The sequence below is a fragment of the Mycobacterium nebraskense genome, assembly GCF_002102255.1.
Taxonomy (GTDB): Bacteria; Actinomycetota; Actinomycetes; order Mycobacteriales; family Mycobacteriaceae; genus Mycobacterium; species Mycobacterium nebraskense.
Map to the genome: position 1 here is coordinate 157,685 of NZ_LQPH01000173.1, position 16,245 is coordinate 173,929.

Annotated in this window: 15 protein-coding genes; 7 read left to right on the forward strand and 8 right to left on the reverse strand. The window is 68.1% G+C overall.

Translation table 11 applies throughout. From position 1 onward, the window contains the following. The first annotated feature begins 9 nt into the window (after positions 1–9). From AWC17_RS27975 to AWC17_RS27990, 4 genes are all read left to right on the forward strand, one after another. Complete coding sequence (locus AWC17_RS27975) at positions 10–3,069, forward strand: lantibiotic dehydratase (protein WP_085165527.1); 3,060 nt, start codon at positions 10–12, stop codon at positions 3,067–3,069. A gap of 88 nt (positions 3,070–3,157) precedes the next feature. Beyond that, positions 3,158–3,376: a hypothetical protein gene (locus AWC17_RS32925; RefSeq protein WP_046182718.1), complete on the forward strand. Its 219-nt coding sequence runs from the start codon at positions 3,158–3,160 to the stop codon at positions 3,374–3,376. Positions 3,377–3,607: 231 nt separating this feature from the next. Further along, positions 3,608–3,793, forward strand: coding sequence for a hypothetical protein (locus AWC17_RS32930; RefSeq protein ID WP_046182717.1), 186 nt, complete (start codon positions 3,608–3,610; stop codon positions 3,791–3,793). A 196-nt stretch (positions 3,794–3,989) separates the two neighbouring features. Beyond that, a complete protein-coding gene (locus AWC17_RS27990; protein ID WP_046182716.1) occupies positions 3,990–4,748 on the forward strand; it encodes an RNA polymerase sigma factor in 759 nt (252 codons plus the stop codon). 12 nt (positions 4,749–4,760) lie between these two features. On the opposite strand, the gene AWC17_RS27995 is transcribed toward AWC17_RS27990, so the two are convergent. From AWC17_RS27995 to AWC17_RS28025, 7 genes are all read right to left on the reverse strand, one after another. Next, positions 4,761–5,387 (reverse strand): FHA domain-containing protein, encoded by a 627-nt coding sequence (locus tag AWC17_RS27995; protein ID WP_046182715.1) that lies wholly within the window; start codon positions 5,385–5,387, stop codon positions 4,761–4,763. A 216-nt stretch (positions 5,388–5,603) separates the two neighbouring features. Further along, positions 5,604–6,758 (reverse strand): glycosyltransferase family 4 protein, encoded by a 1,155-nt coding sequence (locus tag AWC17_RS28000; protein WP_046182714.1) that lies wholly within the window; start codon positions 6,756–6,758, stop codon positions 5,604–5,606. Between the two features lie 76 nt (positions 6,759–6,834). Beyond that, positions 6,835–7,350: a DUF3592 domain-containing protein gene (locus AWC17_RS28005; protein WP_141224826.1), complete on the reverse strand. Its 516-nt coding sequence runs from the start codon at positions 7,348–7,350 to the stop codon at positions 6,835–6,837. Between the two features lie 7 nt (positions 7,351–7,357). Then, positions 7,358–8,983 (reverse strand): 2-succinyl-5-enolpyruvyl-6-hydroxy-3-cyclohexene-1-carboxylic-acid synthase, encoded by a 1,626-nt coding sequence (gene menD, locus AWC17_RS28010; protein ID WP_046182713.1) that lies wholly within the window; start codon positions 8,981–8,983, stop codon positions 7,358–7,360. 28 nt (positions 8,984–9,011) lie between these two features. Further along, positions 9,012–9,794: an alpha/beta fold hydrolase gene (locus AWC17_RS28015; protein WP_046182712.1), complete on the reverse strand. Its 783-nt coding sequence runs from the start codon at positions 9,792–9,794 to the stop codon at positions 9,012–9,014. Further along, entirely contained in the window at positions 9,791–10,708 is a 918-nt protein-coding gene (locus AWC17_RS28020; protein WP_047323020.1) for an o-succinylbenzoate synthase, read from the reverse strand. The genes AWC17_RS28015 and AWC17_RS28020 overlap by 4 nt, the downstream gene beginning before the upstream one ends. Before the next feature lie 50 nt (positions 10,709–10,758). Continuing rightward, positions 10,759–12,363, reverse strand: coding sequence for an amidohydrolase (locus AWC17_RS28025; RefSeq protein WP_046185391.1), 1,605 nt, complete (start codon positions 12,361–12,363; stop codon positions 10,759–10,761). Positions 12,364–12,428: 65 nt separating this feature from the next. On the opposite strand from AWC17_RS28025, the gene fadD8 reads away from it, so the two are divergent. The 3 genes from fadD8 to AWC17_RS28040 all read left to right on the forward strand — a co-directional run bounded on the left by fadD8 (position 12,429) and on the right by AWC17_RS28040 (position 15,504). Further along, the gene (fadD8, locus tag AWC17_RS28030) at positions 12,429–14,030 is read left to right on the forward strand and encodes a fatty-acid--CoA ligase FadD8 (protein WP_046185390.1); all 1,602 of its coding nucleotides are present in this window, start codon (positions 12,429–12,431) and stop codon (positions 14,028–14,030) included. A gap of 102 nt (positions 14,031–14,132) precedes the next feature. After that, on the forward strand, positions 14,133–14,588 hold the full coding sequence (locus AWC17_RS28035) for a nitroreductase family deazaflavin-dependent oxidoreductase (protein ID WP_046185389.1): 456 nt from the start codon (positions 14,133–14,135) through the stop codon (positions 14,586–14,588). Positions 14,589–14,601: 13 nt separating this feature from the next. Further along, positions 14,602–15,504: a 1,4-dihydroxy-2-naphthoyl-CoA synthase gene (locus tag AWC17_RS28040; RefSeq protein ID WP_046185388.1), complete on the forward strand. Its 903-nt coding sequence runs from the start codon at positions 14,602–14,604 to the stop codon at positions 15,502–15,504. A gap of 23 nt (positions 15,505–15,527) precedes the next feature. Here the strand turns inward: AWC17_RS28040 and AWC17_RS28045 are convergent, their stop codons facing one another. Continuing rightward, positions 15,528–16,226 (reverse strand): VOC family protein, encoded by a 699-nt coding sequence (locus AWC17_RS28045; protein ID WP_046185387.1) that lies wholly within the window; start codon positions 16,224–16,226, stop codon positions 15,528–15,530. Between the last annotated feature and the right edge of the window lie 19 nt (positions 16,227–16,245).

Genomic DNA, 16,245 nt, shown 5'->3' on the forward strand with positions numbered 1-16,245 from the left:
GAGCTGGAAATGATCGATTCAACGTCCACACTGACGCCGAGCGGCTTCTTCGTGATGCGCGCGCCATTGCTGCCGCTGAACGAATTGGATTGCCTGCGCGCCGATTCCGATTACTGGCGGAGCCTTATCGTGCGGCCGGAGGTTCGCGAGGCCCTGCACCTCGCGTCACCCGGGTTGATGCGCTGCTTGGCCGCCGGCGATCCGGACGAGCGGGTGATCGCGTCGGTGACCGCGTATCTGACGCGCATGTGCACCCGCGCAACCCCTTTCGGGCTTTTTGCAGGGTGCTCGCTGGGAGAGGTCAGCGACACCACCGCGCTGGTGGTCGACGGCCCGGAGGGGGTCAGCCGGCACAGCCGGCCCGACACGGAGGTGCTGGCGGCGCTGGTGGAGCGGCTGCTCGCGGATCCGTCGACACGGCCGGCGATGATGGTGGAGCCCAACTCCAGCCGCTACCAGGCGGCGGGCGCGATGCGGCTCATCGAAAGCCGGCTTCGCGAAGGCCGTCGCACCCATCATCTGGTCGTGGTCGAGGACGACGCGCCATTGCGGTGTGCGCTGGACGCGGCCGCCGGCGGCTGTGCGGTGGACAGCGTCGTCGAGGCCGTTGCCGAAGGGATGGGGGTCGAGCGCGACGAGGCCCGCGAGTACGTCGATGCCCTGATCGAGGCCAAGATCCTGACGCCCGTGGCCGAGCCCGCGGTGACGGGCCCAGAACCGCTGGCGCAGCTGATGTCGTCGCTGAGCGGACCGGACTTCGCCGAGACGTCGGAGGCGTTGCGGTGGGTATCCGACGAGCTCGCCCGCCTGGACGCCGCCGGGCTCGGAAATCCGCCCGAGGCCTACGAGGTGGCGGCCGCACAGCTGCTCGAGCTGGCCGGCGAAGGTGACGACGCCCGGCTGATCCAGGTCGACCTGCACCGGACCGGATCTGGTCTGACCCTGGGATCCGACCCGGTGCGGCTTCTCACCGCGGGGGTGCAACTGCTGCATCGGTTGTCCACGGGCGGCGAGGATCCGGCGCTGACTCGGTTCAAGCAGCAGTTCGCGGCTCGCTACGAGGACCGCGAGGTCGCGCTGATGGAGGCGCTCGACGAGGAGATGGGCATCGGATTCGACCCGTCGACGCACCCGGCGGCCGACGAGTCGCCGCTGCTGGTTGGCTTGGACTTGGGGGGTGTAGCCCCGCAGTATGCCTTCACCGCGCGCGACGCTGCCCTGCTCGATCTGGTGATCCGCACCCGCGAGAGCGGCGCTGCGAGCCTCGAACTCGACGCCCCTACAATCGCGCGCCTTGAATCGTCGTCGCCACCACCGTTGCCGTTGCCCGACGGCCTGGCGGTCAACGCCAACCTGCTCGAGGACGGCGTCGAGATCGACTGCGCCTACGGGCCTTCGGGAGCACAGCTACTCGGTCGGTTCTGTCACGGCGACACGCGACTGCACGACGCGGTACGAGCCCACCTGCACGCCGAGGAGGCCCAGTCGCCCGGTGTGGTGTTCGCCGAAATCATCCACCTGCCGGAAGGCCGAGTGGGCAATGTCTTGGCCCGGCCGGTGCTGCGCGACTACGAACTGGTCCTGTTGGGGCGTTCGGGCGCACCCGCGGATCGTCAGCTCAGTGTCGATGAGCTGACCGTGCGTCTCGACGGCGACCGCGTCGTCCTCTACAGCCCGCGGCTGGGCGCCGAAGTAAGGCCGCGGCTGACCACCGCGCACAATCCGGCGTGGCGCGGCTTCGGGGTTTACCGGTTTCTCGCGGCGCTGCAAAGCGACGGGGTGGCCGGTGGGCTGGCCTGGGATTGGGGCGCCCTGTCCGGGGCGCCGGCGTTGCCGCGGGTCACCTCCGGGCGCCTGGTGTTGGCACGGGCCCGCTGGCGGCTGTCGGCGAACGAGATCTCCCGGGTCACCCAACCCGACGCAGTGGTGGGATGGGCGGCCCTCACTCGTGAGCGGGGGCTACCCGGCGAGCTGCTCATCGCCGACGGCGACAACCGCCTGTACGTCGACACCGCCAGCCCCGCCCTGGCCGCCGCGGCCGCCAAGGTGCTGCGCGGGCGGACCGAGGCGATCATCGAGGAGGTCCTGCCCACCGGGGTCGCCACCGGCCCGCAGGGCCGGTTCGCCCACGAACTCATCGTGCCTTTCATCCGCCGTGGCGAGCCGGCACCCGCCCCCCGGTTGTGGACCGCTCCGAAGGTGCACCGGACCTTCGCCCCCGGCAGCCAGTGGCTCTACCTCAAGGCGTACGCGGGCACCGCGTCCGCGGATCGCATTCTCACCGACACCGTGGGACCCGTCGTCAGACAGTTGCGCGAAAGCGGCGTCGTCGACCACTGGTTCTTCCTGCGCTATGCCGACCCCGAACATCACCTGCGACTTCGGTTGCACGGTGACCCGGCCGCATTGCGCGACCGCGCCCTACCGGCACTGACCGATGCGCTGGCCCCACAGCTCGGCGACGGGACGGTGTGGAAGTTCGCGACCGACACATACCACCGCGAGATCGAACGGTACGGCGGCGACGCCGGCGTCAAACTGGCCGAGCGGATCCACGCGGCCGACAGCGAGGCCGTGCTGCAAGTACTGGGCATGCTCGGCGGGGAGGACACGGCTGACGCGCGCTGGCGGCTGTGCCTTTACGCCACCGACCGCCTGCTGGTCGATGCCGGCCTGGATATGCAGGAGCGCCGCGATTGGGCCAAGAGCGGGGCGGCCGGCTACCGGCCCGAATACCCCAACGCGGCCAACCTGGATCCCGGGATCGGACAGCGCTGGCGCCGCGAGCGCGCCGACATCACCGCGCTGCTCGACGACACCAAAGGGCACCCGTACGAAGCCGCACGCCAAGCGTTCAGGCGGCGATCCGAGCAGATGGCGCCCTTGCTCGCGGAGCTGGCGGACCTTTCCAAACGGGGTGAGCTGACCCAGTCCTATCCGCAGCTGTTGCACAGCTTCAGCCACCTGAACGCCGTGCGGCTGCTGCGCTCGGCCGCCCGTACTCACGAACTCGTCCTGCTGAGCTTCCTTGATCGCCACTACGCGAGCCAATTAGCGCGGGCCAAATAGCGTCACGTTTTGCCCGGTTCGTCGCTCTTACCTATGAGCACGGTCCAAACCCGGTCCGCGCCAACACAAATCACACCAAGGAGAAACCATGAACACCAACCACAAGAGGCTGGCCCTGCGCCGGCAAAGCATCCGCACCCTGACCGCCGACGAGCTGCGCATGGCCCACGGCGGCGAGGGCGGCAACGGCACCGGCACCGGTACCGGCACGGGCACGGGCACGGGCAAGACCACCAAGCACACCACGGTGCCCACCACGGGAACCCACACAGGCACCCGCACCAATCGGACGCTGACGGTGGCCTAGCAAATCACAGTCCCGACGGCTGAGGTCGTCGCCCGAGACAAACTGCCCCACAACCGATTCGGCATCGGTTGTGGGGCAGTTTTCGCTGTGGCGGCAAGTAACCGTCCGGTGCCGCGAGGTTTGCAGGATTCCACGGAAAAGGTGTCACCCTTCGAGGTCGCCGGCGCTCTTACCTATGAGCGGGCCCACCCGGGCTTGCCGTCAACACATCACACAAGAAGGAAAGATCAAATGAGTATCAACCACGACAAAATTGCGCTGCGCCGACAGAGCATCCGCACCCTGACCGCTGACGAGCTGCGCATCGCCCACGGCGGCCGCGGCAACGGCACCGGTACCGGCACCGGCCACGGCACCGGAACGGGAACCGGAAACGGCACCGGAACGCGCACGGCGCACACCAAGACGAAGGCGTGAGCTGCCCAACACACGTCAAAATCGTCGCCACCGCCCCATAACCATGTAACGGTTATGGGGCGGTGGTCGTACGCGTGCTCCAGGTATCGGCTGACCGGTCCCTTACCAAATGGGTAGGAAACCCTTCCCTTGCGGAAGGGGAAACTGGCTTCCTCGGTAATTACGAAATCACCTACCATCCCCGAGCATTTCAGTCATGACTTTCATGACCACAGTGCCGAAGAACCGCATCATCAGCGACACGGAGCTCGCCCGGGCCGCGGCGGCCGGTGATCGCGCGGCGTTGGCCGCGATCTACAACCGCTATGCCTCCCCGCTTCACGCCTACTGCGTCGGCATGCTGCGCGATCGCCACGCGGCCTCCGACTGCGTGCAAGAGGTCTTCTGCATCGCGACGACAGAGTTGCCGAAGCTGCGTAACGCGGACAAGCTGAGGCCGTGGCTGTACGCCATCGCCCGTCGCAACGCCCTGAGGGCCCTATCCGACCGTCGCCGTGAGGCTGCCTGTGACGAGCTGCCCGATGATGCGGCGACGGGTCCGGGTCCGTTTACGCTGACGGCCCAGAACGAACTCCGTCAACTGATCGCCCAGGCGGCCGGCGGATTGTCCGAGCGCGACCGACACGTGCTGGAGCTTGCCTACCGCCACGGCGTGACCGGAATCGAGCTCGCGCAAGCGCTGGGCATCAGCCATGACTCCACCAAGAAGCTCCTGCAACGGCTGCGCGACACCGTCGAACGCTCGTTGGGTGCGCTGTTGGTGGCCCGCCGCGCTCCCCAGAACGGATGCCCGCAACTCGCCGCGGACCTGTCCGGCTGGGACCAACAGTTCACCGTCCTGATGCGGAAACGCATTGCGCGCCATATCGAGTCGTGCTCCACATGCGACGAATACCGCCGCAGTGCCCTCAATGCCGTCGCCATGCTCGGCGGCGGGGTGCTCGACAAGCTCTAGCCACGCGGCCGCTCACTTTTGCTGCGTACGACGGTCACGCAGCATGGAGCGGTTGACAGCCCCGAGCCGGATGGCCGCGTTGGCCAGCCGGACCCGGCGATCTCCATCGGTGTTGATACCGAACTTGTCGTAGAGGTGCTGCAGATGCTGCTTGACGGCTGCATCCGTAACGAATAGCTCCTGGGCCATCCGACGAACCGATGCAGGCTCGGGAAACGGGTCATCGGAGACAAATGGGCGACACAAAACCTTGAGGACCTCGAGTTCGCGCTGGGTCATCCGGGGCGGTCGCAAGATGGACTTGCCGGTTTCGGTTTCTTGATCAGCCGGTGCTTCGTCAGCCCCCCTTGTCATCCAGAAGACCAACCGTGAACTGCCGAGCCGCAATTCGTCTCCAGACCGCAGGATCCGTTCCGCAGGGATCTTTTCTCCGTTGACATAGGTGCCATTGCGGCTACCTAGATCCCGCACGGACCACGCTTGCCCGAAGTTCTCCAAGACCGCGTGTACGCGCGACACGGTCGGGTCGTGCTCGAACGACACGGCATTGGTCAAGGCCTTGCCGAGGGTCACTCGTTCACCGCTCAGCGCGACCAGCTCCCGTCCCGATGGTTTCCAGACCTCCAGATGGGAAGACATACTGACCCTCCTATCAGGCCAATTCTGCCCCTGCGGCTCAGACCTTGGCCGGGATCACCGTCGATGCAGCCGGTGATCAAGTCGCCGCCCTTGCCCCGCCGATCCGGCACCAAACTTGGATGTTAGAGCGCAACACACGGCCGCGAGAAGTGTTCAGCCAAGATTACGACAGCAAATCATCCTGCGACGGTGGCCGGCGCGGGGCTGACCGTTAGCTCACTGGCCCTGCGCGTACCGCTTGGCGAACATCCGCCTGCGGGCAAAGGGCGACAGCACCGCCTCGTAGTGGCCGAGCAGCTCGTCACAGATGACCGGCCAGCTGCGCCCGAGCACGCTGCGCCGGGCGGCCAGTGCGTAGCGGTGGCGTTCGTCGATCAAATGGGTGACGGCCGCGGGCAGCCTCGCCTCGAATTCGTCGACGCCCAGCAACAAGCCGGTGCGCCACGGCGTGACGAGATCACGTGGGCCGCCGGCGTCGGGGGCGATCACCGGCAACCCCGACGCCAGCGCTTCCTGCACGACTTGGCAAAACGTCTCGTGCTCGCCGGGATGCACGAAGACGTCCATGCTGGCGTACGCCGCGGCGAGTTCTTCGCCGTACAACGCGCCTGTGAAAACCGCTGTCGGCATCGCCTTTTGCAGCTTGATCCGGTCGACACCGTCGCCGACGATGACGAGTTGTACGTCGTCTCGGACCGCCAGGGGGATCAGCCGCTCCACGTGCTTCTCGGGCGCCAAGCGGCCCACGAAGCCGACGATCGGCTTACCGTGCGGCGACCATTGCCGCCTGAGCCCCTCGTCACGCGCCGACGGCGCGAACCGCAGCACGTCGACGCCTCGGGCCCACTGGTGGACCCGCGGGAACCGATGCGCCACAAGCTCTTCCATCGTCACGCTGGAGGGCGCCAGGGTACGGTCGGCGAGGCTGTGCAGATGCCGGAACCAGGCCCACGCGGCCCGCGCGGTCATGGGAATCCCATAGCTCGCCGCGAAACCCGGTACGTCCGTTTGATATACGGCGACCGTCGGCACCCCCAGCCATCGGGCCGCCTTCACCCCGCCGTACCCCAGTAAGGCCGGGGAGGCCAAATGCACTACGTGCGGATCGAATCCGCGTAACACGCTCACCATCCGGGGCATAGGCACGCCGAGTGGAAGCGTGGTCACCTTCGGAAACATGCGTGACGGCACCCGATGCACGCGGATTCCGTCATGGATGCGATCCGCCGGGGTGGTACCGGGAGGGCTGTCCGGGGCGATGACGAGGGCTTCGTGACCGGTCCGGCGCAGATGCTCAAGTACCCGGATCACCGAGTTGCTAACACCATTGACTTCCGGGAGGAACGATTCGGCGACGATGGCAACGCGCACGCCACTACGGTGTCAGCGCTGGCTGTCGCGAAGGTTGCCTGCGAGCATACGTCGCGCGAAATCTGCTGGTCGGACGCTAGGCCGGTGTGATGTCGGCCACCGCGCGACGATCCAGGAGTTTGTCCAGCAGTGCCAGTCCCATCAGCAGGACCGTCGCCGCCAGCCAGCACACCACCGCGATGGACCCCGCCGGGATGATGGCCAGCCCGGCGCTGCGGTGCTGCACGCGAACCAAATTGGGATCGTTCTTGTTGTACTCGACGTAAATCCGCATCCCCGTGGCCAGATGCGACGGGTACAGCACGCCGAGCTCCGGGCGATACGTGACCCGCTCGGGTGTCACGAATTCGATGGTGGAACGGCGCGGCCCGGCGCTGAGCACCTCGGCCTGCGCCACCCTCATGTTGTGTTGGATCGCAAGATCGTCGCGCCAGGCGCCCGCGACCAGCAAGACCGACTGCAACGTGACCAAGCCGGTCACGATGAGTACCGCGATGCGCGCCCAGCGCAACGCAATCCTGGGCCGGGTGTTCGGAGGTCGGTCGCTGCGGCCGTGAATCAATATGTGCAGCACCCTTTTCGGGTAGTTCACGAGGTCCTCATAGGGCCGCCTTGATGGCGGCGTGCAGCTGTCGCAGCGACGACCGGTCGGCCTTGACCTCCAGCACCCGCATACCGGCCCCGGGTTCGTCGAGGGCCGCGCCGAGCTGGTCGACCTCGATCTGCCGGCTCTCGACGTGATAGGCGCGGCACAGCGCGCCCACGTCCACATCGTGTGGCGTTCCGAAGATCCGCGACGACACGTCGGAGAACCGCGGGTCGCCTTGCTCGAGCAGTTCGAAGATGCCGCCGCCGTTATCGTTGGAGACCACGATGGTCAGCCGGCGCGGTGTCGGCTCGGTGGGGCCGATCAGCAGCCCGGAGCTGTCGTGGACGAACGTCAGGTCGCCGATCAGCGCGACGGTGCGTCCCTCGTAGGCGAGAGCGGCCCCGATCGCGGTGGAGACGGTGCCGTCGATGCCGGCGACCCCGCGGTTGGAGCGGACTCCGATGCCATGGGTGTCCAGGCCGACCAGCGCCGCGTCGCGGACCGGGTTGGACGCCCCGAGCACCAGCTGGTCTCCCGGCCGCAGCGCGTCGGCAACGGCCGCCGCGACGTGCAGACCGGTGGTGAGCGGGTGCGCCTTGAGTTGGCCGCGCACCGCTTCGTTCGCGTGCCGGTTGATCTCCGCGCAGCGCTTCAGCCAGGCCGGATTCGGGGCCCCAGTGGTGACCGCCCGGGTGCCGGTGGCCTGGGAGTTACCCGAGACGTCCGGCCAGCGCGGTCCGGTGGTCAGCGCGTAGACCGGCAACTGTGGGTCGGCCAGCAGCGCCGACACCGGACGGTGCAAGGTCGGGCGGCCGAGCATGATCACCTGCTTGGGGCGCAGCAGCGGCAGGGCGAGCGGGTGCAGCGGGTTGGCCGGGGCTGGTGCCGTCGGCTCGGCGACGGTCGGCAACTCCGCGAGGTTGGGTTGCGCGCCCGCGCCGTGTCCGGCGATGACGACCGTGTCGGGCGACAGGTCGATGTCCAGCGGCTGGTCGAACGTGACCGGCGGCGTGTAGGTCCACGGCCGTCCGCCGGGCCGTCCCTGCGGAATCACGATGCCGTGGGGCTCGGGATCCGGCACCAGGGGTTCGCGCAGCGGGATGTCGAACTGGACGGGCCCGGCGTTGGCGGTGCGAGATCCCGTGGCGGCGGCCAAGACTCGGCAGGTGGCCGATCGCCAGGTGGCGTTGAGGGCGTCCAGCCGTTCGGGGGCATCCTCGGCCAGGCCCAGGCTGATGTTGGCGCGGACCTGGGTGCCGAAGTAGCCCAGCTGCTCCATGGTCTGGTTGGCCCCCGTGCCCAGCATTTCGTAGGGCCGGTTCGCCGACAGCACGATCAGCGGCACCCGCGCGTAGTTGGCCTCCACCACGGCCGGCCCGAGGTTGGCCACCGCGGTGCCCGACGTCATCGCGACACACACCGGAGCGCCCGCTGCGATCGCCAGTCCGATGGCCAGGTAGCCGGCGGTGCGCTCGTCGATGCGGACGTGCAGCCGGATCCGGCCGGACCGGTCGGCGTCCTGCAGCGCGAACGCGAGCGGCGCGTTTCGCGACCCGGGGCACAGCACCACGTCACGGACGCCGCCGCGAATCAGCTCGTCAACGACGACGCGGGCCTGTGTCGTCGAGGGGTTCACCAGTACAGCCTGTCACAACCCGCCGGACCTAGTTGCTGGCGAAGAACTTCAGTGCCGCCTCGTTGACGGCGTCCGGGCGCTCGAAGAACCCGAGGTGGCCGGCGTCGGGGATCTGCACGTAACGGCCGTTGGGCAGCGCGTCGGCGACCTCACGCCCCAGGTAGGGCGGCGTCAACACGTCGTCGGAGAAGCCGATCACCAGGACTGGCGTCGCGATGCTGCGGTAGGCCGATAGCCGGTTGGTGTACGGGGCGATATCCAGCTGGCAACGCGTTCCCGGGGTGGACTTGACCGGCCACATGGAGAACATCGCGATCCAGTCCGCGGCGGCGACGTCGTCGTTGAGCGTCTTGTGCGAAAAGTTTTCCAGCAGGCGAATTTTCGCCTCGTACGAGCTTGGCAGCTGGATGCCGGCGTCGGCCAGCTCGGCCTCGGCGTCGCGGAAGAATTCGCGGGTTTTGTCCATGCGGCCCCGGGTGCCCATCAGCACCGCCGAGCTGACCAGTTCGGGCCGGGCGAGCATGAGTTCCTGGGCGATGAACGCACCCATCGACATCCCGACGATGCGGGCCGGCGCGGCGTTCAGTCCTTCGATCAGCGCCGCGGTGTCGGCCACCATGGTCTGCGTACTGAAACCCTGCGCGTTCTCGGTGGCGCCGATCCCGCGGTTGTCGAAGGTGATGACGCGGTACCCGGCCGCCAGGAACGCGGGAAGCTGATACGGGTGCCAGGTCCGACCGGCACCGCCGTGACCGCTGATGAACACCACCGGCTCGCCGGAGCCGCGGTCGTCGTAAGCCAGGTTGATCACTCGGACGACGGTACAAGGAGGGGGTGGCAGGCCGTGACCCGGTCGATCCACCACTGCCGCCGGTCCGCGGGGGCGGCGAGGGCCCGCAGCCGCGCCGGATCGGGCGTGACCGGCCCGACCGGCAGGGTGCCGTCGACGGGCAGCGCGACGTCGGCCACATCTTCTAAGAACAGCCCGCCGGTGCCCAGCCCGCACGCATGGCGCAGTACCGGCAGGGCCGCCGCGGCGGCCAGCCCGGCGGCGATTCCCACCGCCGAGTCGATCGCGCTGGAGACCACGACCGGGATGTCGATTTGCGCGGCGATCGAAAGCATGGCCGAAATACCGCCCAGCGGAGCGACTTTGAGGACGGCGATGTCGGCGGCATGGGCGCGGACCACGGCGAGCGGGTCGTCGGCCTTGCGGATGCTCTCGTCCGCGGCGATCGGCACGTCGACCCGCCGGCGCAGGGCCGCGAGTTCGTCGACGGTCGCGCACGGTTGTTCGAGGTATTCCAGCGGGCCGTCGGCGGTCAGGGCGACCGCCGCCCGCACCGCCTGCTCGACGCTCCAGCCGCCGTTGGCGTCCACCCGCACGGTCGGCACGAGTTCGCGCACCGCATTGACCCGCTCGACGTCGTCGGCCAGCGTCTGGCCGGGCTCGGCGACCTTCACCTTGGCCGTGCGGGCCCCCGGGAACCGGGCCAGTACCTCGGCCACCCGGGCGGCGTCGACGGCCGGCACGGTGGCGTTGATCGGGATGCGGTCGCGCCGCCGCGGCGGCGGGCGGCGGTAGGCGGCCTCGATGCCCGAGGCGAGCCAGTGCGCGGCCTCGGGCGGCGCGTATTCGAGGAAGGCCCCGAACTCCCCCCAGCCCGACGGGCCCTCGATGAGGGCGACCTCTCGGGTGGTGATGCCGCGGAACGGCACCCGCATCGGCAGCGCGACCACGTGCAGGCGGTCCAAGATGTCGCCGAGGGTGGCACTCACGCGCCGTAGACCTGACGGCCCGCCAGATACGTCGCCCGCACCTCGAGGTCGGCGATCTGCTCGGGCGGCACCGTCCGCGGGTCGGCCGACAGCACCACCATGTCGGCGTACTTACCCACCTCCAGCGAGCCGGTGACGTCGTCGGCGAACAACTGCCAGGCCGCGTCGATGGTCTGCGCGCGGATCGCCTGCTCGACCGTCAGCCGCTCCTCGGGGGCCAGCACCCGGCCGCTGGGCGCCGTGCGGGTGACGGCGACGCTGATGTTGCGCAGCGGCTCCTCCGGCGTGACCGGGGGGTCGTTGTGCAGGGAGATCCGCATACCGGTGGCCACCGCGGAACCCGCTGGCATCCAACGGGATCCGCGCTCGGGCCCGAACAGGCCGTCGACGATGATGTCACCCCAGTAGTGGATCTGGTCGACGAAGATGCTGCAGGTCACGCCGAGGTCGGCGGCGCGCTGCAGCTGCTCGGGGCGGATGGCGCCGACGTGCTCGAGCCGCAGACGGTGGTCGGGACGGGGGTGCCGGTGCAGGGCTTCCTCGTAGACGTCCAGGATGGTGTCCACGCCGGCGTCGCCCTGCACATGGCAGGCCATCTGCCAGCCCAGCGGCAGGTATGCGCCGACGATCTCGGCCAACTGGTCGCGGGTGTAGTTGGCGCAGCCACAGGAACCGGGCGTGATGCCGGCCGAGCGGGTGGCGGCGGTGTCCAGATACGGAAACGACAACGCGATGTTGCCGATCCACGGCGAGCCGTCCACCCAGATCTTGATCCCGACCTGCCGCAGCATGTCGTCGCCCTCGCCCGGGGTGGCCTCGGTGGACATCTGCGCATTGGAGACCTCATAGGTGCGCAGCCGCACCGTCAGGTCGTTGCGCAGCTGCTCGACCAGCGGCTTGAACTTCGGGTCGAAGGCCATCTCCGAGCAGGTGGTCAGGCCGGCACGGTTCAGCCGGGCGCACTCGGCGCGCAGCATGTCCGGGTAGTTGCCGGCTTGGATCGCGCCGCCCAACAGTGGGAACACGGCTCCGATCTCCTCGGCGGTGCCGTCGAGCTCACCGTCGGCGGTGCGGCCGTACTTGGCCCCTTTGGGGTCGGGGGTGTCGCGCGTGAGGCCGTTGATTTCGGCGGCGCGCGAGTTGAAGTAGGCCTTGTGGCCGGAGTTATGGATGATCACCAGCGGCCCGTCCGGTGCGATCTCGTCGAGCCAGCTCGGGGTGGGATCGGGAAGGCCGGGCTGCAGCAGTGCGTCCCAGCCGTTGAGGTAGGCGCCTTCGGGTCCCCGGCGCACGGCCTCGCGCCGAATGGTGGCGACGACCTGCTTGGGATCGCGGCTGGTGACGGGCCGGATGTCGATGATCCGGTCCGAGAGCGCGATCGCCTCCATCAGGGGATGTCCGTGCGCCTCGACGAATCCCGGCATCACGCAGCCGTCACCGAGGTCGATCGTCCGGGTGTCCGCGCCGATCAGCGCCGCAACGTCGGTCCGGTTCCCTACGGCGATGATCCGGCCGTCGGTAATGGCCAGCGCCTGGGCGGTCGGCCGCTTTTCATCGACGGTGAGAACGGTTCCGGTGATGACGACATCTGCGGCGTTCATGAGGGGGAACTCTACTGATCGAGGGTGCGACGGAGCGGAATTGCAACACGTTCTAGTCTTTGCCTATGAGTGTCGATTTGTTGCGCAACCCGACCCACAATGGCCATCTGCTGGCGGGCGCACTCAAGCGCCACAAGAACCGGCCGGTGCTGTTCCTCGGCGACACGACGCTGACCGGTGGTCAGCTGGCCGAGCGGATCAGCCAGTACGTCCAGGCATTTGAGGCGCTGGGCGCCGGTTCCGGCGTCATGGTCGGCCTCCTGTCGCTCAACCGCCCCGAAGTCCTGATGATCCTGGGAGCCAGTCAGACGCAGGGCTATCGGCGCACCGCGCTGCACCCACTCGGCTCGCTGGATGACCATGCCTACGTGCTTTCCGATTCCGGCGCCAGCGCGCTGATCATCGACCCCAACCCGATGTTCGTCGAGCGGGCGCTGGGATTGCTGGAGAAGGTGGACTCCCTCAAGCAGATCCTGACCATCGGCCCGGTGCCCGAAGCGTTGCGGGGAGTGGCGGTGGACCTGTCCGCCGAGGCGGCCAAGTTCGAGCCCAAGCCGTTGGTGGTCGCCGACCTGCCGCCGGACAACATCGGCGGCATGGCCTACACCGGCGGCACCACCGGCAAGCCCAAGGGCGTGATCGGCACCACCGGAAACATCGCCGCCATGACCCAGATTCAGCTGGCGGAATGGGAATGGCCCGAGCACCCGCGCTTCCTGATGTGCACACCGCTGTCGCATGCCGGCGCGGCGTTCTTCACGCCCACGGTGGTCAAGGGCGGCCAGATGGTGGTGCTGGCCAAGTTCGACCCGGCCGAGGTATTGAGAGTCATTGAGGAACAACGTATTACGGCCACCATGCTGGTGCCGTCGATGCTCTATGCGTTGATGGACCATCCGGACTCACACACCCGTGACCTGTCCTCGCTTCAGACCGTCTACTACGGCGCCTCGGCCATCAACCCGGTACGGCTGGCCGAGGCCATCCGCCGCTTCGGCCCGATCTTCGCCCAGTACTACGGTCAGTCCGAGGCGCCGATGGTGATCACGTACCTGGCCAAGGCCGATCACGATGAGAAGCGACTGACTTCGTGTGGACGTCCCACGCTGTTCGCCCGGGTGGCGTTGCTGGGCGACGACGGCAAGCCCGTGCCGCGGGGTGAGCCGGGCGAAATCTGTGTCAGCGGGCCGCTTTTGGCGGCCGGTTACTGGAATAAGCCGGAGGCGACGGCCGAAGCTTTCAGGGACGGCTGGCTGCACACCGGTGACATGGCCCGTGAGGACGAGGACGGCTTCTACTACATCGTCGACCGGGTCAAGGACATGATCGTCACCGGCGGGTTCAACGTGTTCCCGCGGGAAGTGGAGGACGTCGTCGCCGAGCACGCGGCCGTGGCTCAGGTGTGCGTCGTCGGGGCGCCCGACGAGAAGTGGGGCGAGGCCGTCACCGCCGTGGTGGTGCTGCGCGCCGACGCACCGCGCGACGACGCCGCGATCGAGACGATGACCGCCGAGATTCAGGCCGCGGTCAAGGAGCGCAAGGGCTCGGTGCAATCGCCCAAGCGGGTGGTGATCGCCGACTCGCTGCCGTTGACCGGGCTCGGCAAGCCCGACAAGAAGGCCGTCCGCGCGCAGTTCTGGGAGGGCGCCGAGCGCGCCGTCGGCTAGGACTTCGGTTGCCGAACGTGAAACTAACTTCACGTTCGCGCCCGAGCGTGAAACTAACTTCACGTTCGGCGCCTAAGTGGCCGCGGGGTAACGTCGCTGCCTATGGGAAGCGGCAAACCGATCAAGCCGCCGTGGTGGCTGAAGCCGGCCAACAAGGTCTTCATCCAGATGTCGCGGCTGGGAATGAGTTTCGGCGGCGAGAGCCCCGTCGTGCTGACGGTGGCCGGCCGCAAGTCCGGCGCGCCCCGCTCGACACCGGTGACTCCGATGACCGTCGACGGCCAGCAGTACGTCGTCGCCGGGTTCCCGGGCGCCGACTGGGTGGCCAACGCGCGGGCCGCCGGCGAGGCGACGATCGCGCGGGGCCGTCACGTCCAGAAGATACGGATGGCCGAGCTGTCCGCCGACGACGCGCGGCCGATCCTGCGGGTCTTCCCGATCGAGGTGCCGACGGGCGTCGGCTTCATGAAGCGGGCGGGACTCGTCACCGAGGGCCGCCCCGAGGAGTTCGAGGCCCTGGCCGGCCGCTGCGCCGTGTTCCGCCTCGACCCGGTATAGGAGTTCAAAAACCTTGACTGACAATCCCTTTGACGCGCGGGCCTGGCGGCCCGTGGCCGGGTTCGACGACCTGACCGACATCACCTACCACCGCCACGTCACCGACGCGACGGTGCGGGTGGCGTTCGACCGGCCCGAGGTGCGCAACGCGTTTCGGCCGCACACCGTCGACGAGCTGTACCGGGTGCTCGACCACGCCCGGATGTCCCCCGACGTGGGCGTGGTGCTGCTGACCGGCAACGGCCCGTCACCCAAAGACGGCGGCTGGGCGTTCTGCTCGGGCGGCGATCAGCGCATCCGCGGGCGCAGCGGCTACCAGTACGCAAGCGGAGACACCGCGGACACCGTCGATACCGCCCGCGCCGGCAGGCTGCACATCCTCGAGGTGCAGCGGCTGATCCGGTTCATGCCCAAGGTGGTCATCTGCCTGGTCAACGGCTGGGCGGCCGGCGGCGGGCACAGCCTGCACGTGGTCTGCGACCTCACCCTGGCCAGCCGCGAGCACGCCCGGTTCAAGCAGACCGACGCCGACGTCGGCAGCTTCGACGGCGGCTACGGCAGCGCGTATCTGGCGCGTCAGGTGGGCCAGAAGTTCGCCCGCGAGATCTTCTTCCTGGGCCGCGCGTACACCGCCGAGCAGATGCACCACATGGGCGCGGTCAACGCGGTCATCGACCACGCCGACCTGGAGAAGGCTGCAATAGAGTGGGCGGCCGAGATCAACGCCAAATCACCTCAGGCGCAACGGATGCTCAAGTTCGCCTTCAACCTGCTCGACGACGGGCTGGTGGGTCAGCAGCTGTTCGCGGGCGAGGCTACCCGGCTGGCGTACATGACCGACGAGGCCGTCGAGGGCCGCGACGCCTTCCTGGAGAAGCGGCCGCCGGACTGGAGCCGGTTCCCCCGCTACTTCTAGCGCCGAACGGGCCGATACCCGGGTCAGGCAGTGGTCTGGAAATCGTCCACGCGCACAGGCGGATTCGGCTCCGACATCGTGCGGGTGACCTCCTCGTCGGGCATCGACATGAGTGCTTCGTAACCCGCCATCACCTGGTGCGGCTTGGACCAGTCGATCGGCGGGTTCGGCACCCTCCCACCCTCGTCCCGGTACGCGGCCGGTGAGCGCATCAGGGCCAACTCGTCGTCGCCGATCCCGCACAGGGCCACGACTTCGGGATCGATCCACGCCCGGTCATCGATCGGCGCGGCAGAAGTGGCGATCTCGAGCGACAGGTGCTCGGGCCCGGCGAAGTAAATCGAGTGACACATGCCGTGGTCGAGCGGACCGAACACGTTTATGCCCCGGCTCCGGAGGCGATCCCTCAGCGCCAGTAGGTCATCGAGCGTGTCGACATTGAAGGCAACGTGCTGCATAGTGCCAGGTGCGCACACGTTAGCCGGGTTGCCGGCATGGGTCACGCCCAGCTCGGTCGGGATCTCCTCAATAGGCGGCATGTGCACGAAGGCGATGTAACAGCTGTCGTTGAGCTTGACGAACGCATGCTTGGCGCCCGTAACGCCGTGCATCCAATACAAGGCCTTCAGCTCCGCTCCGAGCACGTCGGTGAAGAACGTCAGCTGGGCCTTGATATCGGCGGTCGAGATCGCCAGATGGTGAATACCGCTAGCCAGTCCCATGAGCAGCGCCAATCGTGAG